Here is a 26529-nt window from a genome sequence, read left to right on the forward strand (position 1 = left end):
CCTCTCAGTGGACGCCCGGCGCCGTGCCGGGTCGGGTGGTGGGACGGGCGGCGGGGGCCGACAGCGACCGGCTCAGCGGGACGCTGGCGGCGAGGACGAGCAGGCCCAGCACGGTCACGACCACGAGGGTGGTGTCCGAGTCCGACCACCAGCCGGCGATGATCAGGAAGGCCGGGACGGCGGCCGTGAGCAGGCCCTCCCCCACCGCCAGGACGCCGATCGCCGGACCCAGGTGGGCCCGGTGCAGGGCCATCAGCAGGAAGAAGGTGGACCACAGGACCGCCCAGAGCAGCCAGATGACGGTGAAGGTCCGGTCCCCGACCTCGACCCACGAGTGGACGGCGAAGCCCACGGCCGCCAGCGCGACGACCAGCGAGAACCAGCCGAGGCCCTCGTTCCCCCAGCCGGTGATCCCGTTGATGCCCACCCAGAGGTAGGTGAAGCCGAAGAAGTAGAGACCCGCGGCGAGCGCGATGAGCCCCGGGTCACCCGCGGCGAAGATGATGAGGTAGGTCGGGGTGACCACCTGGAGCGCGCCGACGAACAGGTTCAACGGCGCCGCGCCGCGCGGGTCCACGTACCCCAGCAGCATGACCCCGTTGACCACCAGGACGGCGCCGACGTAGAGCAGACCGACGGCGGCCACGGGTCACCAGCGCGGCAGTGACGGGTGCGGGCCCGCGGGGCGGTGCGCCGCGTTGACGGGGACGCCCCCGGTGGTGGGGCTCCACCGGCGACTCCGGGGGCGCGGGGCGCCCATGGGGATCGACCGGACGACCTGCGGTGTCTCGGCGCTCGCGTCGGCGACCGCCATCGCGCGGTGCACCCCGGCGGGCGTGGTCGCCAGAGCGGGCGCGGTCCACACCCGGGTGGACTCCGCGGCACACGCCGGACAGGGGTGCGTGGGTCCCACCGAGGACATCGGGACCGCCACCTCGAACTCCGCGCAGGCGGGGCATCGGAACACGTACACAGCCATGGGCCCTCACTTCCTTCCACGTGGAACTTATCCACATGGAAGCTTCTGTCAAGAGGAGCCCGGGAACCGGCTACAGGGTGGCGAGGACGTCGAAGTCGTAGCCGTCGGCGACGGCCAGGTGGACGCGCTGCTGGAGGTGGTTGCCGGTGAAGGACACCGGTCCGCGCGGCCCGTCGTAGCCGAGCCCGTCGGCGACCGCGAGCATCCGCTGCACGTCCAGGCTCCCGGCCCGGTGGGCGAGTGCCGCCAGGGCCATCAGCCCCTCGTAGCAGGACTCCGCGGCGTTGTTCAGCGGCGGCGCGTCGGGGCCGTGCTGGTCGACGTAGGCGCCACCGAACTCCAGTGCCGAGGAGGTCGCCAGCGAGCGGAAGTAGGAGGCGCAGACGAAGAGGTTCCGCGTCGCCTCCGCCCCGCTGGCCAGGAGCATGTTCTCCTCCATGAGCGGGGTGAAGCGGACCATGCTCTCCTGCAGCCCCTGTGCGGCGAACACGCGGTTGAACTGCACGGCGTCCTGGCCGACCAGGTACAGCAGCACGCCCTGGGCGTCACTGCGCCGGATGCGCTCCACCACACCCCGGTAGTCGTCGGTCCCGAGCGGCACGTAGGCCGTCCCGGTCAGGTCCAGGTCCAGTCGCCGGGCGAACTGGCGGGTGACCTCGACCGAGGCCCGGGGCCAGACGTAGTCGTCCCCCACCACGAACCAGCGCCGCACCCCGCAGACGTCCCGCAGCCACCGCAGCGCGGGAGCGATCTGCCGCGCGGGCGTCTCACCGGAGCAGAAGACGCCCGGCCGGGCCTCGCCACCCTCGTACAGGGAGGTGTAGACGTAGGGGATCCGGCCCGCGGTCACCGGCGCCACGGCGTGCCGGACCGCCGAGATGTGCCAGCCGGTCACCGCGTCGATGCGCCCGGCGTCGACCAGGCGGCCGACGTCGGCTCCGACCCGGTCCGGGCTCGCGCCCCCGTCGATGACCTCGACGGCCAGCTCCCGGCCGAGGACCCCTGCCTCGTTGATGCGCCGCACGGCGGTCGCCGCGACCGCCTCGCAGGACGGCCCGAAGATCCCCGCCGGCCCCTGCAGGGGCACGACCAGCCCCACGCGCGCGATCTCGTCGGACCGGCGCATGGATCCCCCCAGGCGTGCCTGACGCAGGCATCGGAGCGGAGCACCTCGGGCCTCTGCGAGAATCGGCACCGAGTAGGGGACCACTATGCTGACCCGCCCCGGCCATGGGAAGGGTCCTCGGCCGATGAGGGGCGGGCATGCTGCAGGAGACGTCAGGGCGGCCGCAGCCGCACGTCGACCTGCTCCGGCAGGTCGCCTCGGGCCTGACCTCGCGCGTCGAGGAGATCCTCGTCGACCACGAGCTCACCTTCGACCAGTGGCGCGTGCTGGACACGCTGACCCAGCAGGGCCCGCTGTCGATGAGCGACCTCGGCGGGCGGACCCGGGTCCCGGGGCCGACCCTGACCCGCATCGTCGACCGCCTGGTGGAGCGCTCGCTGCTCTACCGCAACGTCGACGCGACCGACCGGCGCCGCGTGCTCGTGCACGCCGCCGACCGCGGCCGGGCCCTGTGCCGGTCACTGGCCCCACGGATCTCCGAGGCCGAGCGGAGCGGCCTGGCGGCCCTCTCCGCGGCCGAGGCCGACACCCTGCGCTCCCTGCTGGAGCGCCTGGCGACCGCCTGACGGCCGGCCGCGGGGTTGCGCCCGGCCGGGGCGGGCGTGGAGGCTGACGCACGATGCTTCCACGTGGAAGGAACCGCCGTGCCCGCACCGACCGACGCCGAGCTGTTCGACCTGGGTGACCTGCCGCTGCAGAGCGGTGCGACCCTGCGGAACGCACAGCTGGCCTACAAGACGTACGGCACGCTGAACGCCGACCGGTCCAACGTGATCGTGCACCCGACGTGGTTCAGCGCCTGGCACGACGCCAACGAGTGGTCCATCGGTCCCGGCCTGGCGTGCGACCCGGAGCGGTACTTCATCGTCGTCCCGAACCAGCTGAACAACGGGTTGTCGACGTCCCCCAGCACCACCCCGCCACCGTTCGACGGCCCGCACTTCCCGCCGGTCACCTTCCACGACCAGGTCGAGGCCCAGCACCGCCTGCTCACGCAGCAGTGGGGCATCGAGTCGATCGAGCTGGTGCTGGGCTCCTCCATGGGCGCCGGCCAGACCTACCAGTGGGCCGTCAGCCACCCCGAGATGGTCAGGCGCGCCGCACCGATCGTCGGCTCCAGCCGGACGAGCGAGCACAACCAGGTGTTCATCAAGAGCCTGCGTGCCGCCCTCACCCTCGACCCGGCCTTCCGCGGCGGTGAGTACTCCCGCGACGCCCGCCCCACCGCCGGGATGCGGGCGTTCGCCCGGATCTACGCCGGGTGGGGGCTGTCCCAGGCGTTCTACTGGGAGCGCGAGTACCGGAGCATGGGCTACTCCTCCCTCGAGGACTTCCTGGTCGGGTTCTGGGAGGGGTTCTGGCTCGACGAGGACCGGGACCCGAACAACCTGCTAGCCATGCTGTGGACCTGGGAGCACGGGGACGTCGGCCGGACCCCGGGCTTCGACGGCGACACCGAGGCGGCGCTGCGCTCCATCCGCTGCCCGCTGGTGGCCATGCCGGCGCGGACGGACCTCTACTTCCCGCCCGAGGACGAGCAGTGGGCGTCCCGGTTCATCGAACGGGGTGAGGTGCGGGTCATCGACACCATCTGGGGCCACTTCGCCGGGCTCGGGATGAACGCCGCCGACAACGCCGTGGTCGACGAGACGCTGCGGGAGCTGCTCGCCCGTCCGGTGTGAGCCCGGGACGCGGACGGGCCGCGACCGGGGTGTCCCGGTCGCGGCCCGCCGCGGTGGTGCTGGTCAGCCCCTGATCAGAGGGTGACCTCGACGTGCTCGTTGGGCACGCAGTGCGTCATGGTCAGACCGCTGACGTCCCGGGGGCCGTTCTTGCCGAGGTTGGCGGCGCGCTGGAGCTCTTCCTCGGTCAGCGTCTGGGTCTGCAGCGGCTGCAGGTGCCGGACGTCGTCCGCCGTGATGCCCAGGCCCTCGCCGATGCGCTGGCCCATCTCGTCCTCGGCCATGAAGAAGTGCCAGACCATCCGCTCCTGGATCGGGCGGTCGCACTGGGAGAGCGCGTCGACGAAGTTGGCGACCAGGTCGTCCTTCTCCCACTGCTCCGACAGCAGGTAGCGCTCGCCGGCCTGCGCGTAGTCGTTGGTCCGCGGGATCCGCTTGCGGGTCAGCCGGCCGGTGATCTCGGGGCCCTGCTCGTCGTGCGTGGGGTACTGCGCCTCGCGCAGACCACCGAGGATCGACGGCTCGTAGTTGACGTGCGGGTTCTGCCCCGGGCCCAGGTCCACCGCGTAGGCCATCTGGCCGTCGCGCTGGTTGGTGGCGACCTTCGCACCCTTGGCCTGGTTCACCGGCAGCTGCAGGTAGTTCGGCCCGACCCGGTAGCGCTGGGTGTCGGAGTAGGAGAACGTCCGGCCGACCAGCATCTTGTCGTCGGAGAAGTCCAGGCCGTCGACCAGCACACCGGTGCCGAAGGCGATCTGCTCGTTCTCCAGGAAGAAGTTCTCCGGCGCCCGGTTCAGCGTCATGGTGCCGACCTTGCGCAGCGGGAACTCGTTCTCCGGCCACACCTTGGTGTCGTCGAGCGGGTCGAAGTCCAGCTCGGGGTGCTCGTGGTCGTCCATCAGCTGGACGTGCAGGTCCCAGGACGGGAACTCGCCGCGGCCGATGGCGTCGTAGAGGTCCTTGGTGTGCGCGCCGAGCTCGTTGGCCTGGACCGCCGCGGCGTCCTTCGCCGTCATCGACTTCACGCCCTGCTTCGGCAGCCAGTGGTACTTGACCAGCTTCGTCTCGCCCTCGGCGTTGACCCACTTGTAGGTGTTCACGCCGAAGCCCTGCTGGGTGCGGTAGTTCGCGGGCAGGCCGCGCGGGCTGAACACGAGGGTGAACATGTGCAGCGACTCGGGGGTCTGGCTGGCGAAGTCGAACACCCGGTTGGCGACCTGGCGCTCGAAGGTCACCGGGTCGGGCTTCTGCGAGTGGATGAAGTCGGGGAACTTGATGGCGTCCCGGATGAAGAAGACGCCCAGGTTGTTGCCGACGAGGTCCCAGTTGCCGTCCTCGGTGTAGAACTTCACCGCGAAGCCGCGCGGGTCACGCGCCGCCTCGGAGGAGTCCCGGCCACCGGCGACGGTGGAGAAGCGGACCGCGACCTCGGTCTCCTTGCCCTTCTGCTGGAAGAGCTTGGCGCGGGTGTACGTCGCGACGGGCTCGTCGCCGACGGTGCCGTCGGCGACGAAGACGCCGAACGCGGTGGCGCCGCGGGCGTGCACCACGCGCTCCGGGATGCGCTCGCGGTCGAAGTGGCTGATCTTCTCGAGGAACTGGTAGTTCTCCAACGTGGCCGGGCCGCGGGCACCCACCGTGCGCTGGTTCTGGTTGTCGTAGACCGGGTGGCCCTGACGGTTGGTCAGGACCGCGCGGTCCACCTCGCTCGGCGCAGGGCCCTGCGATGCGACGTCGGTCATCCTGATGCTCCTCCTCGATTGTCGTGCTGATCGACCTGAGCGGTCCCTGCTGGCGTCCCTACCCGGCACTCGCGGCACAGACCCCAGAAGACGACCTCCGCCTCGTCCACGACGAAACCCGCCGTGTCCGAGGGCGTCAGGCACGGAGCCGCCCCCACGGTGCAGTCGACGTCAGCGACCGCACCGCACGAGCGGCAGACCAGGTGGTGGTGGTTGTCGCCGACCCGCAGCTCGAACAGCGCGGGCGCGCCCGCCGGCTCGATCCGGCGGGCCAGGCCGCCGGAGACGAGGGCCTCGAGCACCCCGTAGACCGCCTGGGGCGACAACGTCGGGTGCAGGGCGCGAGCGGCGGTGACGATGGCGTCGACGTCCGCGTGCGGACGCTCGGCGAGCACCTGCAGCACCGACAGGCGGGGCCGCGTCACGCGCAGCCCCGCCGTGCGGAGCTGCTCCTGCCGGGTCGTCTCCATCGACGACCACCCAACCCCGTTTTCTTGTCCGAGTCAAATGAAGGACCCCCGTGCCCCAGCCGCTCGCGCGCTCGCGGCGGCCCCTGCAGGGGCCGTCAGGCGAAGACGATGGTCTTCTCGCCGTCCACGATGACCCGGTCCTCCACGTGCCAGGTGACCGCCTGGGCCAGCACCTGGCGCTCGACGTAGCGGCCGATCCGGCGCATGTCCTCCACCGTCGCGCGGTGGTCCACCCGGGCGACCTCCTGCTCGATGATCGGCCCGGCGTCGAGCTCCGGCGTCACGTAGTGCGCGGTCGCGCCGATCAGCTTCACGCCGCGGTCGTGCGCCGCCCGGTAGGGGTTCGCGCCGACGAACGCCGGCAGGAAGCTGTGGTGGATGTTGATCAGCCGCTCCGGGAAACGGCTGCAGAAGTCCGCCGAGACGATCTGCATGTACCGGGCCAGCACGACCAGGTCGACGTCCCCGACCAGGTCCAGGGCGCGCGCCTCCGCCTCGGCCTTGGTCTCCGGCGTCACCGGGACGTGGTGGAACGGGACCCCGGCCGCGCGGGCCACCGGCTCGAGGTCGGGGTGGTTGGAGACGACGGCGGCGATCTCGGCGCGCAGGTCGCCGGCCCGCACCCGGTAGAGCAGCTCCTGGAGCACGTGGTCGGTCTTCGAGACGAACACCGCCAGCCGCGGCCGGTGCGCGGCCTCGGTCAGCCGCCAGGTGAACTGCCACTGCTGCGCCAGCAGCGCGAGGGCCGCCTCCAGCTGGTGCCGGCGGCCGGGCAGGTCGGCGAGGAAGAACTCCAGCCGCAGCGTGAACGTGCCGCCCACCGGGTCCGACGAGTGCTGCTGCGAGTCGATGATGTTCGCCCCGACGTCGGCCATCAGCCCGCTGAGGACGGCGACGATGCCCGGCCGGTCGGGGCAGCGGACGACCAGGCGACCGACGTCGGCGAGCCGGTCGTCGCGCGGGCCGAGCGGGGGCAGTTCAGCAGGGGCGGACACGGGTGCCGAGGATGCCAGGCCGGGACGCCGGTCCCCAGCGCCCTCCCTCGTCCGAGCCCTCCCTGGGCCGGCTTCCCCGGACGGACCCGGCCCCCTCGACGATCAGCTGGGCTCACCGGCGCGGGTCCTGGCTCAGCACCGGTGGTGAGCCAGGACCCCCGATGGACAGCTCAGCTGATCATCATCGTCAGGCCGCCGGCAGGACGGCGCGCTGCGCTCCGCCGATGTCGAACAGGTCGCCGTACTCCTCGACCCGGGCCAGCACCTCCTCGGTGCGGAAGCGCAGCCAGCCCGGGTCGGCGCCGTCGAGCACCGCCTCGACCTCGTCCCAGCCGATCGGCGTGGACACCGGCGCATCGGGCCGGGCCCGCAGCGAGTACGGGGCGACGGTGGTCTTGGCCGGGTTGTTCTGGCTCCAGTCCACGAGCACCTTGCCCGGCCGCAGCACCTTCTCCATCCGCCACACGACCCGGTCGGGGGTCTCGGCCGACAGCTCCTGCGCCAGCTGCCTGGCGTACCGGCTGGGGTGCTCGCGGTCGGTGACCCGGATCGGCGCGTACACCTGCATCCCCTTCGAGCCCGAGGTCTTCACCACCGGGTCCAGGCCGTCGGCCACCAGCCGCTCGCGCAGCCGGTCGGCGACCTCGCAGCACTCGAGGATCCCGGCGTCCGGACCCGGGTCGAGGTCCAGCACGAGCAGGTCCGGCAGCGCCGGCTGCAGCCGGCTGCCCACCTGCCACTGCGGCACGTGCAGCTCCAGGGCCGCGAGGTTGGCCGCCCAGGCCAGGTCGGCGACGGTCTCCAGGACGACCATCTCGAGGGTCTCCCGGCCGCGGGAGCTGCCCGGGCTGGGCACGGTCACCTTCCGCACCCAGTCGGGCGCGTGCCGGGCGCTGTTCTTCTCGAAGAACGCCTGCCCCTCCACCCCGTCGGGCCAGCGGGTGAAGGTGACCGGCCGGCCGGACAGGTGCGGCAGCAGCACCGGGGCGATCCGCACGTAGTAGTCGATGACCTGGGCCTTCGTGAAGGAGACCTCGGGGAAGAGCACCTTCTCCAGGTTGGACACGTGCAGCTGCCGCCCGTCGACGCGCACCAGCTGCCGGCTCACGGCATCTCCAGTACCCGGCACGCGCTCACCACTCCTCGACCACGTCCTCCGGGACCAGGTCGTCGCGCAGCCCGCGCCACGACGGGTGGCGCATCCGGCCGTCCGCGGTCCACCCGGCGAACGCCACCTCACCCACGAGCTCCGGCAGCACCCAGTGCGCGTCCCGGGTGACCTCGCGCGGCAGCGTGTCGGCGAACGGCGGCCGGTCGGCCCGAGTGAACAGCGGCTCGAGCTCCCTGAGCGCCGCGGCGGTGAACCCGGTCCCGACGTGCCCGGCGTAGCCGAGCCGGCCGGCGTCGTCGTGCACGCCGACCAGCAGCGAGCCCACTCCCCCGGCGCGGCGCCCCTGCCCCGGCCGCCAGCCGCCGACGACGACCGCCTGCGTGCGGACGTTCTTCACCTTGCGCCAGTCCGGCCCGCGGACGCCGGGGCGGTACGGCGAGTCCAGCCGCTTGGCGACGACGCCCTCCAACCCGTTGTCCCGGCTGGCGGCCAGCACCGCGGCCCCGCCGCCGCGGAACCACGGCGTCGGCACCCAGCGCTCCCCCGCGACGCCGAGCGCCTCCAGCCGTTCCCGGCGCTCGGCGTACGGCAGCGCCAGCAGCTCCTCGCCGTCCCAGGCCAGCAGGTCGAACACCAGGTAGGTCACCGGGGCGGCCGCGGCCATCCGGCGGACCTCCGGGCCGGTGCGGTGCATCCGCCCCTGCAGCGCGCCGAAGTCCGGCCGTCCGCGCGCGTCGAGGGCCACCACCTCTCCGTCGATCACCGCGCTGTGGCCGATCAGCGCGTCCGGTAACCGGCTCAGTTCGGGATAACGGACGGTGGTGTCGGTGCCGCTGCGGGCCCAGAGGGTCAGCGACCCGCCCTCGACGACCGCCAGCGCCCGGACGCCGTCCCACTTGAACTCGTAGCCCCACGCGCGGTCCTGCTCCGGTGGGGGGAGCTCCCCGGCGGTGGCGAGCATGGGCACCAGCGGCGGCCCCTCCGCGGGCGGCGCGTCCAGCGCCCGGACCGACCAGCTGCCGTCGGCCTGCCGGGAGAGCACGTGCCGGCCACGCAGCCGGCGGCCGACGAAGGACACGGTGAGCCGGTCCTCGCGCTCCTCCTCGACCGCACAGCGGCCGGCGTCCCAGGTGCGGTACCCCGGGCCCGCGCACCCCGGCACCGGGACGGCGGGACGCGCGGGCCCGCGCCCGGTCGGCGCCCCCGCGGGCAGCTCCCAGCACCGGGGCACGCCGTCCCGTTCCAGGCACAGCTCGACGACCGACCCGTGCCGGTGGACGGCGAACGGCTCGCCCGCCGGAGGGGTGGCCCGTGGGGCACGGTCCCGGGCAGGCACCTCAGGCGGTGCGGCGGGCCCGCTTGGCCGGCGGCTTGTCGGCGGTCGCCTTCTCGGCGGCCGTCGTCCTCTCCGCGGCGGTCTTCTTCGCGGCGGTCTTCGGCGCGGTGGCCTTCCTCGCCGCGGTGGCCTTCCTCGCCGTCGTCCGGCGGGCGGGCGCGTCCTCGTCGGCGGCCGCCGTGGCCGTCCGCGCCGCGGTGGCCTTCTTCGCCGGGGTGCGCTCCGCCGGCGGCTCCCCGGCACCGCCCCGGGCGGCCTCCACGCTGCGGCGCAGCGCGCTCATCAGGTCCACGACGGCGGCACCGGAGTCGGCGGTCTCCGGCAGCGGCTGCACCTCACCGCCGCTCTGCTTGGCCTCGAGCAGCTCGGCCATCGCCTCGCGGTAGTCGTCGGTGAACTCCGTCGGGTCGAACGCACCGGTCATCGACCCGATCAGCGCCTCGGCCATCTGCAGCTCCTGCGGCCGGACGGCGACGTCCTCGTCGAGGAAGGCGAAGTCGGGACGGCGGATCTCGTCGGGCCAGCGCATGGTGTGCAGCACCATCACGCCGTCCTTGACCCTCAGCGCGGCCAGAGACTCCCGCGACCGGATGGCGATCTTGGTGATGGCGACCCGCCCGGCGTTCTCCAGCGCGTCGCGCAGCAGCACGTACGGGCGGGTGGCTGAAGGGTCGGGCTCCAGGTAGTACGTCTTCTCGTACTGGATCGGGTCGATCTCGTCCTGGTCGACGAACTGCAGGACCTCGATCTCCCGCCGCGAGGCCAGCGGCAGCTCCTCGAAGTCCTCGTCGGTGAGCACCACCAGCTGGCCGTCGGGCAGCTCGTAGCCCTTGGCGATCTCGGAGTACTCGACCTCGGCGCCGTCGATCGAGCACACCCGCCGGTACTTGATGCGCCCGCCGTCGGCGGCGTGCACCTGGTTGAACCGGATGTCGTGGTCCTCGGTGGCCGTGTACAGCTTCACGCCGATGCTGACCAGGCCGAAGGACACCGCCCCGCGCCAGATCGACCGCATGCCCGTGCTCCTGTCGAGAGACCCGTCCGTGGACCGCGGGCGGGGAAGGCCGGAGCGGTCAAGATCACCAGGATAGGTGCGCCGCAGCCCCTGCGGCAGGTCGGGCGCCGCGGTCTCCCCCGGACGGAGGGGTCAGTCGCCGCCCTCGCCGTCGTCCCCCGTCGCGGAGCTCTGGACCGCGTCGTAGGCGAACTGGAGGACGTCGGACCCGGCGACCGCGGTCATCGTCAGCGCGGCCAGCCGGGTGGCGTTCGGCGCGGCGACGTAGCCGAAGACGAACACCGTCCCCACCCACTGCGCCAGGCAGAACGGGCAGGTCACCAGCTCGCCGACGGCGTGCTTCCAGCCGCCGTGGGAGCGGACGTCCTCCGACAGCTCGGCCTCCCCCGACGCGCCGTTGAACGTGGCGAACGGCGCGCGCAGCGGGCTGGTGACCGGGTCCTTGGCGATCCGCCGGGCGAGCCGGAACGTGCCGACGGTCAGCAGGACGGCGTCCCCCAGCGGGATGCGCTCGGGCAGCTGCCTCCCGGACGCGCGGACCGCGGCCGCGCCGGCCGCCACCACCGTCGCGTAGACGCTCATCGCGCCGAGGAAGCCGCCGAGCGGCCGGTCCTCCCCGCGCGTGTACGCCTGCTGCTGGGCCTGCGCCCAGCGGCGGACGGGGGTGCCGAGATCTGCGAGGGCCATGGCAGCTGCGCTACCCCGCCGCCCGGGCGGGCATGCGGCGGGCCGGCGCCGCGTCCGCGAGCCGGGTCACGCATGGGGCGGGGTCCGACGGGTAGGGCGAGATCACGACGCCGGTCGACCGACCGGTCCCCGTCCACGGACGGACGCGCGTGCGCACGGCGGGCGCACGCAGAACGGAGGCAACCCGATGACCGAGCCGGACCGCGGAGCGACCCACTCCGCCCTCAACGACGCCGAGTTCCCCGACGACGAGCGCGGCCTCACCGGCACGCGGGACGACGTCCGCGGCGACACCGGGGCCACCGGGCCCGAGGGCCAGACCGCGAGGGACGTCTTCCCCGAGGACGGCGGCGTCCCGGACGTCTCCCAGGACGACTTCCCGACCATGCAGCGGTCGGAGGACCCGCAGTTCGCCCCGGAGCCGGGCGACCGGGAGAGCCACCGGACCGCCGGCTTCGGCACGACCGCGTTCGAGCAGTCCGAGGGCCAGTCGCTCTCCGGGCGGCTGGAGCAGGAGATCGCCGACGACGTCCCGGACGTGCGCCCCGCCGAGGACCCGGACCGGGGCATCGGGCAGCTCGAGCAGGACTACGACACCACCCCGGACACCGACTCCGGCACCAACCGCACCGCCGACGACGTCGAGGCCAGCCGCGACCCGGTGGTCGGCGGCGAGGGCCCCGAGGAGACCGCCGTCCACCTGGTGGACTGAGCCGCGGGCTCCGTCGGCCCACCGGCCGACACCGCGGCCAGGAGCCGTCCCGGCCCCCGCCGAGCACGCCCCGACGCCCCGTCCCTGTACCGACTCCACCCGGCGACGAGCTGCCCCTTCCGGGGGAACGCGCTGCTCACGGCGGTGCGAGGGGTCACCGGATCGGGGCGGTCCGCGGCGTGGGTTGGCGAGTTCCAGATCGGATGTCTACGTTGTTGTTGCGGTTGAGCAGGCAGCCGCGGCCGCGCCGGTCGACCACCGGTTCGGACACGTTCGACGACGTGCGTGTCCGGGGGCCACGACATCCGGGGGGCCGCTCAGCGGTAGATTGTCCGGGCGGTCGTGCCGCCGGGTACGGCCGTTGAGAGGAGCTCAGCCCGTGACCACATCCGACCTGCCCGCCGAGGGGCAGCCCGACGTGTCGACAGAGGGCACGGAGGCACCCTTCGACGACGTGATCACGCTCTCGACCTCCACCGGTGAGGACGGCGTGGTCACGGTGACGGTCGTCGGCGAAGTGGACACGTTCACCGCCCCGGTGCTCCGGTCGTCCCTCGACACCCAGCTCGAGCAGCAGCCCAAGGGCCTGGTCATCGACCTGTCCGGCGTCCAGTTCCTGGGTTCGGCCGGTCTGGCCGTCCTCGTGGAGACGCAGAAGTCGGCCCGCTCCCGCGACGTCGACCTCCGCCTGGTGGCCACCACCCGCGCGGTGACCCGCCCGCTCGAGGTGACCGGCCTGATCGACCTGTTCACCATCGTCGACGGCAGCGCCCGCTGACGAAGGACCCCCTGCCCCCCACCGCTCGCTAGCTCGCGGCGGGCCCTGCAGGGGGCCACGAACGACGAGAGGCCCCGCTCCGGCGGGGCCTCTCGTCGTCATGCGCTCAGCAGTTGGCACACCGCCTGCTCCAGCGCCCGCTGCGCCGACCGGTCGTCGGGCGCCGACGCCGCCTCCTGCAGGGCGTGCTGCACCGTCTCGCCGTTCTCGTACCGGTCGACCACCCGCGGGTCGACGTAACTGGCCTTGCACACCGCGGGGGTGTTGCCCAGCGTCTCCGACACCCGCTCGTAGGCCTGCTTGAGCACCCGCTTGCGGGCGGTCTTCGTGGCCGGCGCCGGCGTCTCGGCCAGGGTCGCGGCCATCAGCACGGTGGCGTTCCAGGTGCGGAAGTCCTTCGCGGTGATCTCCGCGTCGCTGATCTCCTTGAGGTAGGCGTTGACCTCGGCGCTGGTGACGTCGTGCCAGGTCCGCTCCCCGCCGGCCGGGTCCTCCACCCAGTAGCCCAGCAGCTCCTCGCTGCCGTCGGGTCGCTTGAGCAGCTCGCGGACCACGTCGGCGGTCGGCTTGTCGGTCAGCTCCAGCTCCCGGTCGATGCCGCCCTTCGCGGTGTAGGAGAAGAACACCTGCTCTCCGCGCACCCGCACGTGCTCCTTGCGCAGCGTCGCCAGGCCGTAGGTGCCGTTGTCCTCGGCGTACTGCTCGCTGCCGACGCGGAAGGCGCCGAGGTCCAGCAGCCGGACGGCGGCGGCGAGCACCCGCTCCCGGGTCAGCCCCGTGCCGTGGATGGCCTCGACGACGGCGTCGCGCACGTCGGGCAGCTGGTGGGCGATCTCCAGCACCCGCTCGTGCTTCTCGGCGTCCCGGCGGGCCCGCCACTGGTCGTGGTAGCGGTACTGCCGGCGTCCCGCGGCGTCCACTCCGGTGGCCTGGATGTGCCCGTTGGGCCACGGGCAGATCCACACGTCCTGCCAGGCGGGCGGGATCGCCAGGGAACGCAGCCGGTCGAGCCGCTCGTCCTTGATCAGGGTGCCGTCGGTGTCGTAGTAGGCGAAGCCGCGGCCGGCCCGCTTGCGACGCCATCCGGGACCGTGCACGTCGCTGCGGCGGAGTCTCACGGCAGGTGGATGCGCACCGCCGGCGTTCCGCAAACGCGGGGGGACGGCGGTTCGCCCCTCAGCGCAGCTCGACCAGCCCGCCGAGCCCGCTGATCTCCAGGATGTGCCGGGTCACCCCGCCCTCCGGGGCGTGCACCACCAGCCGCCAGCCCTCCTCGCCGGCGATCCGCGCCATCGCGAGGACGACGCGCACCGCGGCGCTGCTGAACAGGGTGACCGCGGTGAGGTCCAGCTCGACCCGGCCGGTGCCGCCGTGGCTGGCCTCCAGCAGCCGGATGCGCATCTGCTCCGCGCCGACCATGTCCACCGCGCCGGCCGCCCGCACCACCGGGCGCTCGGCGCTGCGGTCGACGACGACCTCCGCCGCGCTGGTGCCGCCGGGACGCACCTGGTCCTCCTCGGGGGTGCGGCGCAGCCGCAGGCTGAGCGTCACCGTCGTGCCGTGCTCGCCCTGCAGCACCACGCCGTCGACCAGCTGGCGCATGATCAGCAGCCCCCGGCCGCGGTCGCCGGGGTCGCGGTCGGGCGGCCGCCACCGGCCCTGGTCGCGCACGGTGACGGTCAGCTGCCCGTCGACGTCGACCGCCGCGGTCACCTGCATCCGGCCCGGCTCGACCCCGCGGTAGGCGTGCTCGGCGGCGTTCGCGGCCGCCTCCCCCACCGCGACCATGACGCCGACCCGGTCCTGCTCGCCCATGCCCAGCCCGGACAGCCACGCGCCCAGGTGGCGGCGGACCGCCGGCAGTGCAGCCGGCACGGCCGGCAGGTCGAGCTCGAGCGGGTCGGTCGCCTCCGCGCGGCGGTGCGCGACCAGGACGGCGATGTCGTCGGGCCGCTCCTGGGAGTCCATCAGCCCCTCGACGATGGCCGCGGCCAGCTCACCGGGTGCGTCGTCGGCGAGGGCACCGGGGGCGGTGAGCGCGGCGCGGGACACCTCGGCCAGCCGGTCGAGCCCCATCGCCGACAGCGATCCGGAGGTGGCGACCGCGCCGTCGGAGAACAGCACGAGGGTGGCTCCCTGGGGCAGCTGAGCGGTCGCCACGACGGTCGGCGCGCCGGGCAGGCTGCCCAGCGGCGGGCGCGGCTCCAGCGGCAGGAACTCCGCGCTGCCGTCGGCCTGCACGACCAGCGGGGCCGGGTGCCCGGCCGCGGCGTAGCTCAGCCGGCCGGTCGCCGCCTCGAGCACCCCGTAGAACACCGAGGCACCCTCGACGTCGTCCATCTGCCCGGCGAAGGCGTCGAGCGCGGCGACCACCGCGGCCGGCGACGGGTCGCGCAGCGCGAGGGAGCGCATGGCCCCGCGCAGCCGGCTCATCGCCCCGGCGGCCAGCACCCCGTGGCCGACGGCGTCGCCGACGACGAGTGCGAGCCGGCCGCGGCCCAGTGGGACCGCGTCGTACCAGTCGCCGCCGGCGGCGTGCGGGGAGCTGGCGCGGTGGTAGCTGCCGGACAGCCGGACGTCGGGCAGCAGCGGCAGGGCCGGGGGCAGCAGCGCGAGCTGCACCTGGTCGACGAGGTCGCCCTCCGCGACGGCGACCGGGGGCCCGGGCTCGACGGGGTCGGTCTCGACGATCAGCAGGACACCGGGCCGGCCTCCCACGTGCAGCGGCTGCAGCACGACGGTCGCGGCCCGCCCGTCCGCGTCGAGGTCGCCGTGCACCGTCGCCGACCGGCCGCTGCGGGCCACCTCGCCGGCGAGTTCTGCCACCCGGGGCCCGGGCACCGCGGTCAGGTCGCCGGGTGCCGTGCCGAGGGCGCGTGCCCGCGCGTTGGCCCACACCGGCTCCAGGGCGGGTCCGGCCAGGCACCAGATGGCGGCGGCGGCGTCCTCCAGCGCGGCCACGAGCGCCGCACCGCCGACGTCGTCCATCGGTGCGTGCCCGGACGGCGGGCTCTGCTGGCTGGTGTTCATCCCTGGCCAGCGAACCGCAGGCCCCAGACCCCTGCAACCGCGCCGACCGGCCGTGTGACCTGGGGTTTGGCACATGCGGCGACCGGGGTACCCGGTTTCTTCGGGCGTACCGCCCCCACCGTGCCGGCCGGGACGTTGCGGGCGGTCGGGCAGGATGGACGCGAACCGCACGGACCGGGGTCTCCAGGGCCACCGGCGCGCGGTGGCCACGCGAGGACGAGGAGCGGACGACGGATGGTGGACTCGAGGGGTGCCCTCGCGCAGGACGGGCGGCGCGCCGAGCGACTGGAACTGCGGGTGCCCACCACCCCCACCCAGCTGCCCGCTGTGCGGGCCATGGCCGGTGACCTGGCGATGCGGATGGACTACGACCTGGACGCGGTCGAGGACCTCCGGCTGGCCGTCGACGAGGCCTGCGCCACGCTGTCGGCGATCGTCTCCGACGACCGCCGGCTGACCGTGGTCTTCGAGACCACCCGCCAGGGGCTGCACATCGACGCCTGGGTGCCGACCGTCGACGGCACCGACGTGCCCCGCGACGGCTTCGGCTGGGCGGTGCTGCACACGCTGGTGGACAAGGTCGAGGCGGGCCCCGCCACCCAGGCCACCGTGCCGGCCGGGGACGGCGGCGACTCGCCGGTCGCCGTCATCTCCATGGACAAGTACCTGCCGGGACACCACCCGGACCAGCTGCTCGGGGACACGGGCCAGAACGTCTCGGTCACGCGGTGACCGGGGCGGCAGCCCCGGAGCCCCAGACCGTCGAGGAGGACACCCTGCGCGACGACGAGTCCCCGACCGGCCGCCGTGGCCCCGAGGGAGAGGTCGCGTCCGAGGACAAGCCGGTCGTGGTACCCGACCCGCGCACCGAGCTCGTGCCCGGCCCCGACGTCCCGGCTCCGGCCGGGGACGACGTGGCCGGGGACGACGTGGCCGACGACGCCGCGGAGACCGAGGACGACGCCGAGTCCGCTGCCGACGACGAGACCGCTGCCGACGACGAGGACGAGGCCGCCTCGACCGACGCCGCGTCGCCGAGCGCCCCGCCGATGTCGGAGAACCGGAAGCGGGCCGAGCGCACCGCCCCGCTGTTCGCCGAGCTGGCCACCCTCGACAAGGACGACCCGCGCCGCGAGCGGCTGCGCGAGGTCCTCGTCGAGGAGCACCTGCCGCTCGTCCGGCACTTCGCCCGGCGGTTCAGCAACCGCGGCGAGCCGTTCGACGACCTGCTGCAGGTCGGCACCCTCGGCCTGATCGCGGCGATCGACCGGTTCGACCCGAGCCGCGGCGTGGAGTTCCTCTCCTTCGCCGTCCCGACGATCACCGGCGAGATCAAGCGGCACTTCCGCGACCAGGGCTGGTCGGTCCGCGTGCCGCGGCGGCTGCAGGAGCTGCACCTGTCGCTCAACGCGGCGGTCGGCGAGCTGGCGCAGAAGAACGGCCGGGCGCCCACGCCGTCGGAGCTGGCCGAGCACCTGGGCATCCCGCGCGCCGAGGTGCTCGAGGGCCTGGCCGTCGCCAACGCCTACCGCAGCAGCTCGCTCGACGAGCGGCTGTCGGGCGAGGACGACTCCCCCACCCTCGCCGCCACGCTCGGCGAGGAGGACGCCGCACTGGAGGGCGTGGAGTACCGGGAGTCGCTGCAGCCGCTGCTGGCCACCATCCCCGCCCGCGAGCGGCGGATCCTCATCCTCCGGTTCTTCGGCAACATGACCCAGTCGCAGATCGCCGCCGACATCGGCATCTCGCAGATGCACGTGTCCCGGCTGCTCAGCCAGACCCTGGCCAAGCTCCGCGAGGGCCTGCTCAAGGACTGACGGAGAGCCCCGTCCTCCCCACGCTCCGATAGCTCAGGGGGGCGTCAGCGGCTGTCCGCGGCAGTTGATCATGGGGTTGTCGCACGGACGGACGGCGGGTCCGCGCGCGTCCCCTGCAACAACCCCGTGATCAACCCGCGGTGACGGTCCCGCGGTGACGGTCCCGCGGTGGCGATCCCGGGGGGACCGGTCAGGGGCGGGGCTGGACCTCCCCGCCTGTGGTCTCCTCTTCGGCGGCGCGGGCCAGGGCCGTCGTGTCCGGGATCCCCGGTGCGGGGACGGCGGGCGTGGTGTCGGTGATGCTCGACAACTCGATCCTCGCCTCCGGCTGGTCGGCGGCCCGCGGCAGCGCGGACTCGAACCAGCCCGAGGTGTCCAGCTCCGCCGTCGGCCGGCTCGCGCCGTCCCGGGACGGCTCGACGTCCATCCAGGACCGGCCGTCGCCCTCGGCACCGCCCAGCTTGGCCAGGCCGTCCAGGGCCTTGCTGAACTCGCTGGGGACGATCCACATCTTGTTCGCGTCGCCCTGCGCGATCTGCGGCAGCGTCTGCAGGTACTGGTAGGCCAGCAGCCCCTGGTCGGGCTTGCCGTCGTGGATGGCCTGGAAGACCGTCTCGATCGACTTGGCCTGGCCCTGCGCCTGCAGGTACAGCGCCGCCCGCTCGCCCTCGGCGCGCAGGATGCGGCTCTGCCGCTCGGCCTCCGCCTCGAGGATCGCCGCCTGCTTCTTGCCCTCCGCCGACAGGATCGCCGAGGCCTTCTGCCCCTCGGCGGTGGTGATCGCCGACTGCCGGGCGCCCTCGGCCGTCAGGATGATCGCCCGCTTGTCGCGGTCGGCGCGCATCTGCTTCTCCATGGAGTCGCGGATGGACGGCGGCGGGTCGATCGCCTTGATCTCGACGCGGGCGACCCGCAGACCCCAGGGCCCGGTGGTGCCGTCCAGCACCTCGCGCAGCTGGCTGTTGATGCCGTCACGGCCGGTCAGCGCGCCCTCCAGGTTGAGCCCGCCGACCACGTTGCGCAGCGTCGTGGTGGTCAGCTGCTCCATGCCGGTGATGTAGTTCGCGATCCCGTACACGGCCAGCCGCGGGTCGGTGACCTGGAAGTAGACGACGGTGTCGATGCCCACCTGCAGGTTGTCCGAGGTGATCACCGGCTGCGGCGGGAAGGAGATGACCTGCTCGCGGAGGTCGATCGTCGCGCGCACGCGGTCGACGAAGGGCACCAGCAGCGAGAGGCCGGGCGAGAGCGTGCGGCTGTAGCGGCCGAGCCGCTCGACGACCTTGGCCTGCGCCTGCGGCACGATCGTCACGCTCTTGGCGACGACGACGATCACCAGCAGGGCGACGACGATGAGGGCGATCAGTGCGGGGGTCACGGGAGCACTCCTTGTTCGGCGGTCCGCCGCCGATCCTGCCCTGGTCCGATCACGTTCTGGGCACGACGCTGCACGGCATCACCCGCCGGGAGGGTCACTCCAGCTCGAGGGCGTCCCCGACGACGGCGGTGGCGCCGTCCACCTGCAGGATCCGCACCGTCGCGCCGACCGGGAACCGCTCGGCGCCGTACTGGCTGCGGGCGGTCCACTCGTCGGCGCCCAGCCGGATGCGCCCGCCGCGGCCGTCGACCGCCTGGGTGACCTGCGCGGTGCGGCCGATCACCGCGGCGACGCCGTCCGGCTGGTCCGGCGTCCCCTCGGTGAGGTGCCGCTTGGCCAGCGGGCGGACCAGCGCGAGCAGCAGCGCGGAGACGACGACGAACGCGACCAGCTGCAGCACCACGGGGCCGCCGAGCAGCGCGACGGCGACGCCGCCGGCCGCACCGCCGGCCAGCATCAGCAGGAACAGGTCCCCGCTGGCCAGCTCGCCGGCGGCGAACAGGCCCGACGCGATCAGCCACAGCAGCCAGGGGTCCACGGCGGAATCCTCGCAGACCGCGACCGGACCGGAGCGGACCTGGCCACCGGCGTCACCCGGGCCCGCGACCGGCATAACCTCGCCGGGTGCACGACTTCCCCGCCGGCCGGTTCGCGGTCTGGTCCACCGCCTGGCTCACCGGCCGCACCTCCTACGACGACGCCCTCGACGCCCTGGTCGGCGACACCGCGCACCGCGTCGCCGGCCTGCCCGGCACCGACGAGGCGGTGCCCCTCGGCTGGGCGCTGACCGCGTTGCGCGGCGCCGGCGAGCGCCGCGTCCGGCTGGTGCTGCCGGTGCCCGGCGACGTCCGCGGGCTGCCCCGCGTGCCGGGCCTGGCCGAGCTGGCGCTGGAGGCCGGGCAGGCCGCCGTCGGCGGGCAGGTGGCCCTGGTCCCCGAGCCGCTGGGCCCCGAGGTGGTGCAGTGGACGGCGTTCGACCTGACCGGCGCCCCGCCCGCGCCGCCGCCGGTCGAGGGGTCGCTGCGGGCGGTGTCGGGCGCGCTGGACCTCGCCGTCGGCGACGCGGCCCGCACGCTGGCCGACCTGGACCTGGCGCGGTGGCACCCCGAGGTGCCGGCGCTGCTGGCCGGGCTGGCCAAGGCCGCCCACGTGCCGGGGATGCCGCCGGGCACCGACCCGCTGGCGATGTCGCTGCTGGCGCGGGCCCAGCGGCTGGCCACGGTGCTCGACCTGGCGCTCACCGACGCCCCGGGTGGCGCGGTCACCCACGGGCAGGCCGCGGCCCGGGACGGCGCCCTGCGCCCGCTCGGCGACGCCGTCCGCGAGGCGATCACGGCCGCCTTCAACGACGTCCCGAGGTGACGCCGGACCAACTCGTACGCCGACGCACTCCCGCGCCGTTCCGCCCACTCCCGCGCCGTTGCAGCAGCGCGGGAGCAGGCGGAACAGCGCGAGAGTCCGCCCTCAGCGGGTGGGGCGCGGCCGCGGTGCGGTGAAGCAGCAGCGCGCGGGGCAGTTCGTGCCCAGCCGCGGCGCCGTCCCGGCCCGGCGCTCCTCCACCAGCTCGCGCACCATCGCGACGAACGCCGGGTGGGTCCCGGCGGTGGCCGCACGGGCGAAGGCCAGCCCCAGCTCCTCGGCCGTCTCCCGGGCCTCGTTGTCGAGGTCCCAGATCACCTCGACGTGGTCGCTGACGAAGCCGATCGGGAACAGCACCACGGCCCGCTCGCCGCCCTCGGCGAGGGTGCGCAGGTGGTCGTTGACGTCGGGCTCCAGCCACGGCACGGACGGCGGCCCGCTGCGCGACTGCCACACCAGGTCGAACTCCCGGCCCGGGGCCACCGCGTCCACCACGAGCCGCGCCGAGCGCCGCAGCTCCTCCTGGTAGGCACCGCCGGTCGGCCCGGCGACGGCGGCCATCGCGTCGGGGATGCTGTGCGCGGTGGCGACCAGCCGGGCGCCGTCGCGGACGTCCTCGGGGAGGGCGGCGAGCGCCGCGGCCAGCGCGTCGGCGTTGGCCCGCACGAAGCCCGGGTGGTCGCCGTAGTGCGGCAGCTTCTCCGCCGTCGGGCCGCCGCCGGGCGCGGCGCCGGTGAGCACCGACCGGGCCCGGGCGACGTCCTCGTGGTACTGCCGGCAGCCCGACCAGGACGCGAAGCCCGACGTCGGGAAGACGTAGACGTGCTCGACGCCGTCGTCGGCCATCTGCCGCCAGACGTGCTCGACGTAGGGCTCCCAGTTGCGGTTGCCCCAGTAGACCGGCAGGTCGATCCCGGCGGCGGCGAGTTCCTTCCCCACCGCCGCGGTGAGTGCCCGGTTCTGCTCGTTGATCGGGCTGACCCCGCCGAAGTGCTGGTAGTGCTCGGAGACGTCGAGCAGCCGCTCGGGGGGGATGCCGCGGCCGCGGGTGACGTTCTCGAGGAAGGGCATCACGTCGTCCGGGCCCTCGGGGCCGCCGAAGCCCAGCACCAGGAGTGCCTCGCGCCGTCCCGGCGGCGCGGGCTCGGCGGCGGGCGTCCGCCCGCCGTTGTTGCGGGCGGCCAGCGAGGGGTCCTCGTCGGGACGCTGGCCGGCGGGGGTGATGTCGACGTCGGTGGCGAGCGGCACGGTTCCTCTTCCTCCTGCGGGCGCCGGTGGATGCGGTCGGCGTCGCCTCCTTCATACGCCCGCGGCGGGGGTCACACGCCCACGGCGTGGAAACCCCCGTCGACGTGCACGATCTCGCCGGTGGTGGCCGGGAACCAGTCCGACAGCAGCGCGACGACGGCCTTGCCCGCGGGCTCGGTGTCGGTCACCGACCAGCCGAGCGGGGCGCGGCCCTCCCACGCCTCCTCGAACTGGGCGCTGCCCGGGATGGACTTCATCGCCATGCTGCGCAGCGGCCCGGCGGCGACGATGTTGGACCGCACGCCCTCGGGGCCGAGCTCGCGGGCCAGGTACCGGCTGACCGACTCCAGCGCCGCCTTGGCCGCGCCCATCCAGCCGTAGACCGGCCAGGCGACGGAGGCGTCGAAGGTCAGCCCGACGACCGAGGAGGGGTCGGCCAGCAGCGGCCGGCAGGCCTGGGTGAGCGAGGCGTAGGACCAGGCCGAGACCTGGAACGCCGTCGCCGCGTGCTCCCAGGCGACCTCGGGGAAGCCCTCCCCCATCGCCTCCTGAGGCGCGAAGCCGATGGAGTGCACGACGCCGTCGAGGCTGTCGAAGCCCTGCTCGCGCAGCCGGTCGGCCAGCGTCGCCAGGTGCTCGGTGTCGGTCACGTCGAGCTCGACCACGGCCGCCTCCTGCGGCAGCCGCTTGGCGATCCGCTGGCACAGCGACAGCGCGCGGCCGAAGTTGGACAGGACGACGGTGGCGCCCTGCTCCTGCGCGAGCCGCGCGGTCGCGTACGCGATCGACGCCTCGGTGAGGACCCCGGTGACCAGGATCTCCTTGCCCTCGAGGATGCCGCCGCTCATCAGTGCCCCATTCCCAGTCCGCCGTCGACCGGGACGACCGCCCCGGTGATGTAGCCGGCCGCGTCGCTCGCCAGGAAGCGGACGACGCCGGCGATCTCCTCCGCGGAGGCGTAACGCCCCAGCGGCACCTGCCCGAGGATCTCCTGCTGCCGCTTCTCGGGCAGCTGCGCGGTCATGTCGGTCTCGACGAAGCCCGGGGCCACCACGTTCGCGGTGATGCCGCGGCTGCCGAGCTCGCGGGCGATCGAGCGGGCCAGGCCGACCAGGCCGGCCTTCGACGCCGCGTAGTTGGTCTGCCCGGCCGAGCCCAGCAGGCCGACGACGGAGGAGACGAAGACCAGCCGGCCGCTCCGCGCGCGGACCATCTTCGCGGCGGCCCGCTTGGACACCCGGTAGGCGGCGGTGAGGTTGGCGTCGAGGACCTCGGTGAAGTCCTCCTCCTTCATCCGCATCAGCAGCCCGTCGCGGGTGATGCCGGCGTTGCTGACCAGGACCTCCACCGGCCCCTGGTGCTCCTCCACCTCGGTGAACGCGCGGTCGACGGCGGCGGCGTCGGTGACGTCGCACTGCACGCCGAACAGGCCCTCGGGGGCGCCGCTGCCACGGTGGGTCACCGCCACCGCGTCACCCTGCTCGGCGAACGCGCGGGCGATCGCCAGCCCGATCCCGCGGTTCCCGCCGGTCACGAGCACCGATCTCGCCACGTGCCACCCCTTGCGCCGGTCCGTCCAGTCCGGCTCCCGAACCTAGTCGGTCGGCGCAGGTCACACCCGGTCACCGGGGTGGGCGGCGGGGACCGATGAGTCCGGGCGCCGGCCGCGGTCGGGAGCAGCATGACCGCTCCCGCACTCCCCCGTGCCGCCGTCGACGCGGCGGTGGCCGCCGAACGGCACCGCGTCGCCGACCTCGTCGCCGACCTCACCGACGAGCAGTGGGCGACGCCGTCGCTGTGCGCTGCGTGGACGGTGCGTGACGTCGTCGCCCACCTCACGGTCACCACGAGGACGACCGTGCCGCGGCTGCTGCCGGCCGCGGTGCGGGCGCGTGGCAGCTTCGACCGGATGGCGGTCGACCTCGCGGCGGCGCGGGCGGCGGCGTACACCACCGCCGAGCTGGTCGCGCAGCTGCGCGAGAGCGCGGGTTCGACGCGGAGGGTGCCCGGCAGCACGCCGATGGACCCGCTCATGGACCTCGTCGTCCACGGCCAGGACGTCGCCCGGCCCCTCGGCCGTCGGCACGTCACACCTCCCGACGTGGTGGCGGCCTGCCTGGCCTACGTCGCCGCGAACAGGTTCATGGGTGGGCCCCGGCGACTGGCCGGGGTGCAGCTCGTCTCGACCGACACCGGGTGGACCCACGGCGACGGCGCCGAGCTGCGCGGGCCCGACGTCGACCTGCTGCTGGTGGCGGCGGGACGACGTGCCGGCCTGGACGCGCTGCGCGGTCCCGGCGCCGCGGTGGTGGCCGCCCGCCTGGGCTGAGGAGTCGCCGCCCGGCCGGGCACGTCGTCGTGGTCGGGGCGCCCTCCCCCGCGGGGGAGGCGCCCCGGCCCGGGCTCAGCGCCGGGTGCCGACGGCGACCAGGTACTCCTTCTCGAAGCGCGCCGCGTCCGCCGTCCCGCGGTTCCACTCCTCGCAGAAGCGTTCCAGCGCCTCGTCGAGCTCGGCCTCCCGCCCCTCGCGGGCCGCGTTCGCCCGGGCCGCGATCGTCGGCCCGTAGTACGCCGTGAAGTGCCGGGCGTAGTCCTGCGGGTGGGCGAAGGCGGTGACCTCCAGGACGTCGCGGGTCAGCGTCCGCCACTCGACCCGGTTGCCGAACAGCTCGTGCACGTGGTCCTCGCCGCCCCACAGCGGCGGCGGCTGGGCGCCCGGTGGAGGCGGCGGCGCGAACGGCTTCATGGTGCGGAACAGCGCGCCGATCATGCCCTCCGGCGTCCAGCAGAGCAGCCCGATCGTGCCGCCGGGCCGGCACACCCGGACGAGCTGGTCGGCCGCCTCCTGGTGGTGCGGCGCGAACATGACCCCGATCGAGGACATCACGACGTCGTAGGACCCGTCCTCGAAGGGCAGGTGCTCCGCGTCCGCCTCGGTCCACTCCAGCTCCAGCCCCGCGGCCTCCGCACGACGCCGTCCCTCGGCGAGCAGCTCGGGGGTCAGGTCGCTCGCGGTCACGCGCGCACCCCGTTCCGCGGCGGGCAGCGAGGCGTTGCCGGTGCCGGCGGCGACGTCGAGGACCCGCTGCCCCGCGCGGACGTCGCAGGCCTCCACCAGCCGCGGGCCGAGCGGCAGCAGGAAGGTCTCGACCATCCGGGGGTAGTCCCCGGAGGCCCACATCTTGCGGTGCCGCGCCTTCAGCTCGGAGTCGCTGGTCGTGACGGACATGGCTGTTCCCTCTCCTGGAGTCGGCCGGGTCCCTGGAGACACTGGCCCTCCCCGTCCGCCCGCGACCAGGGACGAACTGCCCCGCTCAGGCGCTCAGGGCCTCGCCGCGTCCGGCCCGGGGATCCGCCGAGGGGGTGCGGGTGTGGTTCCAGCCGCCGCAGCAGGTCGACCGCTGTGGCGGCGACGACGCGGCGCCGTCACCGGTGCCCGGCAGGCCGAGCGCCGGCGCCCCGCCGTGCCCGGACGGCCTCGGCCAGCTCGGCGAGCACCTCCTCGGTCGTGTCCAGGTCGACGCAGGCGTCGGTGACGCTCACGCCGTACTCCAGCCTCTCGGGGTGCCTCCGGTCGAGGTCCTGCCTCCCGGCGACGAGGTTGCTCTCCACCATGACGCCACGGATCGCCCGCTCGCCGGCTGCCACCTGCCCCGCCAGGTCCCGCACGACCTCGCTCTGCCGCCGGTGGTCCTTCCGGCTGTTGCCGTGCGAGGCGTCGACGACGACCACCTCCGGCAGTCCTCGCTGCGCCAGCTTCCGCTTCGTGTCAGCGATGTGGGCTGCGGAGTAGTTGGGGCCGTCCTTGTCACCGCGCAGGATGACGTGGGCGGTGTCGTTGCCGGTCGTCGACAGCTGGGCGCTGACGCCGTGGTGGTCGACGCCGAGGAACTCGTGCGGGGCGCGCGCGGTGAGCACGGCCGAGATGGCGGCCTCGATGCTCCCCTCCGGGGAGTTCTTGAAGCCGACGACCGACGAGAAGCCCGACACCCGCTCCCGGGCGGTCTGGTCGGTGACGTTGCGCGCGCCGACGCCGTTGTAGGTGACCAGTCCGTTGACGTACTGCGGCGTGAGCGCGTTCAGCGGCTCGGCCGCCACCGGCACGCCCAGGGCCGTGATGCGGCACATGAGCATCCGCGTGGCGACGAGGCCGATGCTGATGCGGCTCGAACCGTCGAGGAACGGGTCGTAGGCGAAGCCCTTCCAGTCCACCTCGGTCCGCGGCTTCTCGGTGTACGTCCGCATCAGGATCTCGAGGTCCTCGCCGTGCCGGTCCCGCATGCGCGCGAGGAAGGCGGCGAACTCCAGTGCGGCAGCCGGGTCGTGGATCGAGCAGGGGCCGGCGATGACGGCCAGGCGGTCGTCGAGCCCGGTGACGATGTCGGTCACGGCGCGACGCCCCGCCTGCGTCGTGGCGGCGGACCCCGCCGGCAGCGGGACGACGGTCGCGACGGCGGCCGGGGTGACCACGACGCTCAGGCCGGTGATCCGGGTGTTCACCAGGCCGGAGAGGTCGGCGGCGTCCGAGGGTGAGACGCCCAGCCGCTGCTGGACGCCGGGGAGCAGCTCGGTCAGCGCGGCGTCGATCTGCCCGTTCACCTGCGTCTGGACGTCGAGCAGCAGATCGGCGACCCGCGTCGCCGCGTCCAGGATCCGGTCAGCGGGAATGGTGGGCCTCCTCGTCGTCACCGGCCGTCGGGACCCGACGGGGCCGCCCGCCACTCGGGAGGCCCGGCATGCGTCAGGCAGCCAACCACAGCGAGGGCGCCCCGCTTCGACCATCCGCTGGGAGACCGGAGGCTCTGACAGCCAGACCCGCCGACGTGCGGCGCCCGACCCCGGAGTTCAGCGGTCGTCCAGCAGGTTGCAAGTCGCCGCCGCCAGCGTTGCGGCCATGACGACCTCCTCGGCCACCAGGAATCCCGCTCCGCGCCGGCCGCAGGGTTGGCGGTTGGCCCTGCTCGCCTCCGGAGCCGCCCTGCTCGCCGGCGGCCCCATGCACCCCGACTCCGACGCGTCGGGCTCGATGCGCGAGGAACTGGCGACGATGACCGCCGACGACAT

Annotated in this window: 27 protein-coding genes; 8 read left to right on the top strand and 19 right to left on the bottom strand. The window is 74.1% G+C overall.

Going from position 1 to position 26529, the window contains the following annotated elements:
• Positions 1-4: 4 nt before the first annotated feature.
• From BLR12_RS08185 to BLR12_RS08195, 3 genes are all read right to left on the bottom strand, one after another.
• The gene (locus tag BLR12_RS08185; protein WP_091375974.1) at positions 5-646 is read right to left on the bottom strand and encodes an AmiS/UreI family transporter; all 642 of its coding nucleotides are present in this window, start codon (positions 644-646) and stop codon (positions 5-7) included.
• Between the two features lie 3 nt (positions 647-649).
• Positions 650-979 carry a zinc ribbon domain-containing protein gene (locus BLR12_RS25635; protein ID WP_091375977.1) on the bottom strand — a complete coding sequence of 110 codons (330 nt, stop codon included), beginning with the start codon at positions 977-979 and terminating at the stop codon, positions 650-652.
• 70 nt (positions 980-1049) lie between these two features.
• Positions 1050-2105 (bottom strand): substrate-binding domain-containing protein, encoded by a 1056-nt coding sequence (locus tag BLR12_RS08195; RefSeq protein WP_091375979.1) that lies wholly within the window; start codon positions 2103-2105, stop codon positions 1050-1052.
• A 137-nt stretch (positions 2106-2242) separates the two neighbouring features.
• Here BLR12_RS08195 and BLR12_RS08200 point away from each other — a divergent pair, with 137 nt between their 5' ends.
• Both BLR12_RS08200 and BLR12_RS08205 read left to right on the top strand, forming a co-directional pair.
• The gene (locus BLR12_RS08200; RefSeq protein ID WP_091375981.1) at positions 2243-2671 is read left to right on the top strand and encodes a MarR family winged helix-turn-helix transcriptional regulator; all 429 of its coding nucleotides are present in this window, start codon (positions 2243-2245) and stop codon (positions 2669-2671) included.
• A gap of 78 nt (positions 2672-2749) precedes the next feature.
• Positions 2750-3787 carry an alpha/beta fold hydrolase gene (locus BLR12_RS08205; protein ID WP_091375983.1) on the top strand — a complete coding sequence of 346 codons (1038 nt, stop codon included), beginning with the start codon at positions 2750-2752 and terminating at the stop codon, positions 3785-3787.
• A gap of 74 nt (positions 3788-3861) precedes the next feature.
• Here the strand turns inward: BLR12_RS08205 and BLR12_RS08210 are convergent, their stop codons facing one another.
• From BLR12_RS08210 to BLR12_RS08240, 7 genes are all read right to left on the bottom strand, one after another.
• Positions 3862-5529, bottom strand: coding sequence for a catalase (locus BLR12_RS08210; RefSeq protein ID WP_091375986.1), 1668 nt, complete (start codon positions 5527-5529; stop codon positions 3862-3864).
• Positions 5526-5999 (bottom strand): Fur family transcriptional regulator, encoded by a 474-nt coding sequence (locus tag BLR12_RS08215; RefSeq protein WP_091375989.1) that lies wholly within the window; start codon positions 5997-5999, stop codon positions 5526-5528. The genes BLR12_RS08210 and BLR12_RS08215 overlap by 4 nt, the downstream gene beginning before the upstream one ends.
• Positions 6000-6094: 95 nt before the next feature.
• Positions 6095-6994, bottom strand: a complete 900-nt coding sequence (gene purU / locus BLR12_RS08220; RefSeq protein WP_255363369.1) for a formyltetrahydrofolate deformylase — start codon at positions 6992-6994, stop codon at positions 6095-6097.
• Between the two features lie 187 nt (positions 6995-7181).
• A complete protein-coding gene (gene ligD / locus BLR12_RS08225) occupies positions 7182-8102 on the bottom strand; it encodes a non-homologous end-joining DNA ligase (RefSeq protein ID WP_091375992.1) in 921 nt (306 codons plus the stop codon).
• A 25-nt stretch (positions 8103-8127) separates the two neighbouring features.
• Complete coding sequence (gene ligD / locus BLR12_RS08230; RefSeq protein ID WP_091375994.1) at positions 8128-9441, bottom strand: non-homologous end-joining DNA ligase; 1314 nt, start codon at positions 9439-9441, stop codon at positions 8128-8130.
• A gap of 1 nt (position 9442) precedes the next feature.
• Positions 9443-10456 carry a non-homologous end joining protein Ku gene (locus BLR12_RS08235; RefSeq protein WP_091375997.1) on the bottom strand — a complete coding sequence of 338 codons (1014 nt, stop codon included), beginning with the start codon at positions 10454-10456 and terminating at the stop codon, positions 9443-9445.
• A 132-nt stretch (positions 10457-10588) separates the two neighbouring features.
• Entirely contained in the window at positions 10589-11143 is a 555-nt protein-coding gene (locus BLR12_RS08240) for a DUF1360 domain-containing protein (RefSeq protein WP_091375999.1), read from the bottom strand.
• Positions 11144-11330: 187 nt separating this feature from the next.
• Here BLR12_RS08240 and BLR12_RS08245 point away from each other — a divergent pair, with 187 nt between their 5' ends.
• Both BLR12_RS08245 and BLR12_RS08250 read left to right on the top strand, forming a co-directional pair.
• Entirely contained in the window at positions 11331-11855 is a 525-nt protein-coding gene (locus BLR12_RS08245; RefSeq protein WP_091376001.1) for a hypothetical protein, read from the top strand.
• 379 nt (positions 11856-12234) lie between these two features.
• Positions 12235-12633, top strand: a complete 399-nt coding sequence (locus tag BLR12_RS08250; RefSeq protein ID WP_091376003.1) for an STAS domain-containing protein — start codon at positions 12235-12237, stop codon at positions 12631-12633.
• 98 nt (positions 12634-12731) lie between these two features.
• Here the strand turns inward: BLR12_RS08250 and BLR12_RS08255 are convergent, their stop codons facing one another.
• The gene (locus tag BLR12_RS08255) at positions 12732-13751 is read right to left on the bottom strand and encodes a DNA topoisomerase IB (RefSeq protein ID WP_255363370.1); all 1020 of its coding nucleotides are present in this window, start codon (positions 13749-13751) and stop codon (positions 12732-12734) included.
• 58 nt (positions 13752-13809) lie between these two features.
• Positions 13810-15663, bottom strand: coding sequence for a SpoIIE family protein phosphatase (locus BLR12_RS08260; RefSeq protein ID WP_091376009.1), 1854 nt, complete (start codon positions 15661-15663; stop codon positions 13810-13812).
• Between the two features lie 234 nt (positions 15664-15897).
• Between BLR12_RS08260 and BLR12_RS08265 the strand changes: the two genes are divergently transcribed.
• Together BLR12_RS08265 and BLR12_RS08270 are read left to right on the top strand one after the other, a co-directional pair.
• Positions 15898-16395 carry an ATP-binding protein gene (locus BLR12_RS08265; protein ID WP_091376012.1) on the top strand — a complete coding sequence of 166 codons (498 nt, stop codon included), beginning with the start codon at positions 15898-15900 and terminating at the stop codon, positions 16393-16395.
• Positions 16392-17480, top strand: coding sequence for an RNA polymerase sigma factor SigF (locus BLR12_RS08270; protein ID WP_176832415.1), 1089 nt, complete (start codon positions 16392-16394; stop codon positions 17478-17480). The genes BLR12_RS08265 and BLR12_RS08270 overlap by 4 nt, the downstream gene beginning before the upstream one ends.
• A gap of 190 nt (positions 17481-17670) precedes the next feature.
• On the opposite strand, the gene BLR12_RS08275 is transcribed toward BLR12_RS08270, so the two are convergent.
• Together BLR12_RS08275 and BLR12_RS08280 are read right to left on the bottom strand one after the other, a co-directional pair.
• Positions 17671-18858, bottom strand: a complete 1188-nt coding sequence (locus BLR12_RS08275; protein ID WP_091376015.1) for an SPFH domain-containing protein — start codon at positions 18856-18858, stop codon at positions 17671-17673.
• Between the two features lie 94 nt (positions 18859-18952).
• Positions 18953-19396 carry an NfeD family protein gene (locus BLR12_RS08280; protein ID WP_091376639.1) on the bottom strand — a complete coding sequence of 148 codons (444 nt, stop codon included), beginning with the start codon at positions 19394-19396 and terminating at the stop codon, positions 18953-18955.
• Positions 19397-19482: 86 nt separating this feature from the next.
• Here BLR12_RS08280 and BLR12_RS08285 point away from each other — a divergent pair, with 86 nt between their 5' ends.
• Positions 19483-20220 (top strand): hypothetical protein, encoded by a 738-nt coding sequence (locus tag BLR12_RS08285; protein WP_091376019.1) that lies wholly within the window; start codon positions 19483-19485, stop codon positions 20218-20220.
• A gap of 102 nt (positions 20221-20322) precedes the next feature.
• On the opposite strand, the gene BLR12_RS08290 is transcribed toward BLR12_RS08285, so the two are convergent.
• The 3 genes from BLR12_RS08290 to fabG form a co-directional block, all read right to left on the bottom strand.
• The gene (locus tag BLR12_RS08290) at positions 20323-21465 is read right to left on the bottom strand and encodes a ferrochelatase (RefSeq protein WP_091376023.1); all 1143 of its coding nucleotides are present in this window, start codon (positions 21463-21465) and stop codon (positions 20323-20325) included.
• A gap of 71 nt (positions 21466-21536) precedes the next feature.
• Positions 21537-22313: an enoyl-ACP reductase FabI gene (gene fabI / locus BLR12_RS08295; protein WP_091376026.1), complete on the bottom strand. Its 777-nt coding sequence runs from the start codon at positions 22311-22313 to the stop codon at positions 21537-21539.
• Entirely contained in the window at positions 22313-23017 is a 705-nt protein-coding gene (gene fabG, locus BLR12_RS08300) for a 3-oxoacyl-[acyl-carrier-protein] reductase (RefSeq protein WP_091376029.1), read from the bottom strand. The genes fabI and fabG overlap by 1 nt, the downstream gene beginning before the upstream one ends.
• A 129-nt stretch (positions 23018-23146) precedes the next feature.
• Between fabG and BLR12_RS08305 the strand changes: the two genes are divergently transcribed.
• Positions 23147-23794 carry a maleylpyruvate isomerase family mycothiol-dependent enzyme gene (locus tag BLR12_RS08305; RefSeq protein ID WP_091376032.1) on the top strand — a complete coding sequence of 216 codons (648 nt, stop codon included), beginning with the start codon at positions 23147-23149 and terminating at the stop codon, positions 23792-23794.
• 75 nt (positions 23795-23869) lie between these two features.
• Here BLR12_RS08305 and BLR12_RS08310 read toward each other — a convergent pair whose 3' ends face one another.
• Both BLR12_RS08310 and BLR12_RS08315 read right to left on the bottom strand, forming a co-directional pair.
• Positions 23870-24694: a class I SAM-dependent methyltransferase gene (locus BLR12_RS08310; RefSeq protein ID WP_091376034.1), complete on the bottom strand. Its 825-nt coding sequence runs from the start codon at positions 24692-24694 to the stop codon at positions 23870-23872.
• A 197-nt stretch (positions 24695-24891) separates the two neighbouring features.
• On the bottom strand, positions 24892-26154 hold the full coding sequence (locus tag BLR12_RS08315; protein ID WP_255363371.1) for a 3-deoxy-7-phosphoheptulonate synthase: 1263 nt from the start codon (positions 26152-26154) through the stop codon (positions 24892-24894).
• Positions 26155-26529 lie beyond the last annotated feature (375 nt).

Source organism: Geodermatophilus sp. DSM 45219, from assembly GCF_900104025.1.
GTDB lineage: Bacteria > Actinomycetota > Actinomycetes > Mycobacteriales > Geodermatophilaceae > Geodermatophilus.

Excerpts from the sequence above, each read along its gene's own strand:
- BLR12_RS25635 (WP_091375977.1), bottom strand. The coding sequence starts at position 979 with ATGGCTGTGTACGTGTTCCGATGCCCCGCCTGCGCGGAGTTCGAGGTG.
- BLR12_RS08195 (WP_091375979.1), bottom strand. The coding sequence starts at position 2,105 with ATGCGCCGGTCCGACGAGATCGCGCGCGTGGGGCTGGTCGTGCCCCTG.
- BLR12_RS08200 (WP_091375981.1), top strand. The coding sequence starts at position 2,243 with ATGCTGCAGGAGACGTCAGGGCGGCCGCAGCCGCACGTCGACCTGCTC.
- BLR12_RS08210 (WP_091375986.1), bottom strand. The coding sequence starts at position 5,529 with ATGACCGACGTCGCATCGCAGGGCCCTGCGCCGAGCGAGGTGGACCGC.
- BLR12_RS08215 (WP_091375989.1), bottom strand. The coding sequence starts at position 5,999 with ATGGAGACGACCCGGCAGGAGCAGCTCCGCACGGCGGGGCTGCGCGTG.
- BLR12_RS08235 (WP_091375997.1), bottom strand. The coding sequence starts at position 10,456 with ATGCGGTCGATCTGGCGCGGGGCGGTGTCCTTCGGCCTGGTCAGCATC.
- BLR12_RS08240 (WP_091375999.1), bottom strand. The coding sequence starts at position 11,143 with ATGGCCCTCGCAGATCTCGGCACCCCCGTCCGCCGCTGGGCGCAGGCC.
- BLR12_RS08245 (WP_091376001.1), top strand. The coding sequence starts at position 11,331 with ATGACCGAGCCGGACCGCGGAGCGACCCACTCCGCCCTCAACGACGCC.
- BLR12_RS08260 (WP_091376009.1), bottom strand. The coding sequence starts at position 15,663 with ATGAACACCAGCCAGCAGAGCCCGCCGTCCGGGCACGCACCGATGGAC.
- BLR12_RS08265 (WP_091376012.1), top strand. The coding sequence starts at position 15,898 with ATGGTGGACTCGAGGGGTGCCCTCGCGCAGGACGGGCGGCGCGCCGAG.
- fabI (WP_091376026.1), bottom strand. The coding sequence starts at position 22,313 with ATGAGCGGCGGCATCCTCGAGGGCAAGGAGATCCTGGTCACCGGGGTC.
- BLR12_RS08305 (WP_091376032.1), top strand. The coding sequence starts at position 23,147 with ATGACCGCTCCCGCACTCCCCCGTGCCGCCGTCGACGCGGCGGTGGCC.
- BLR12_RS08310 (WP_091376034.1), bottom strand. The coding sequence starts at position 24,694 with ATGTCCGTCACGACCAGCGACTCCGAGCTGAAGGCGCGGCACCGCAAG.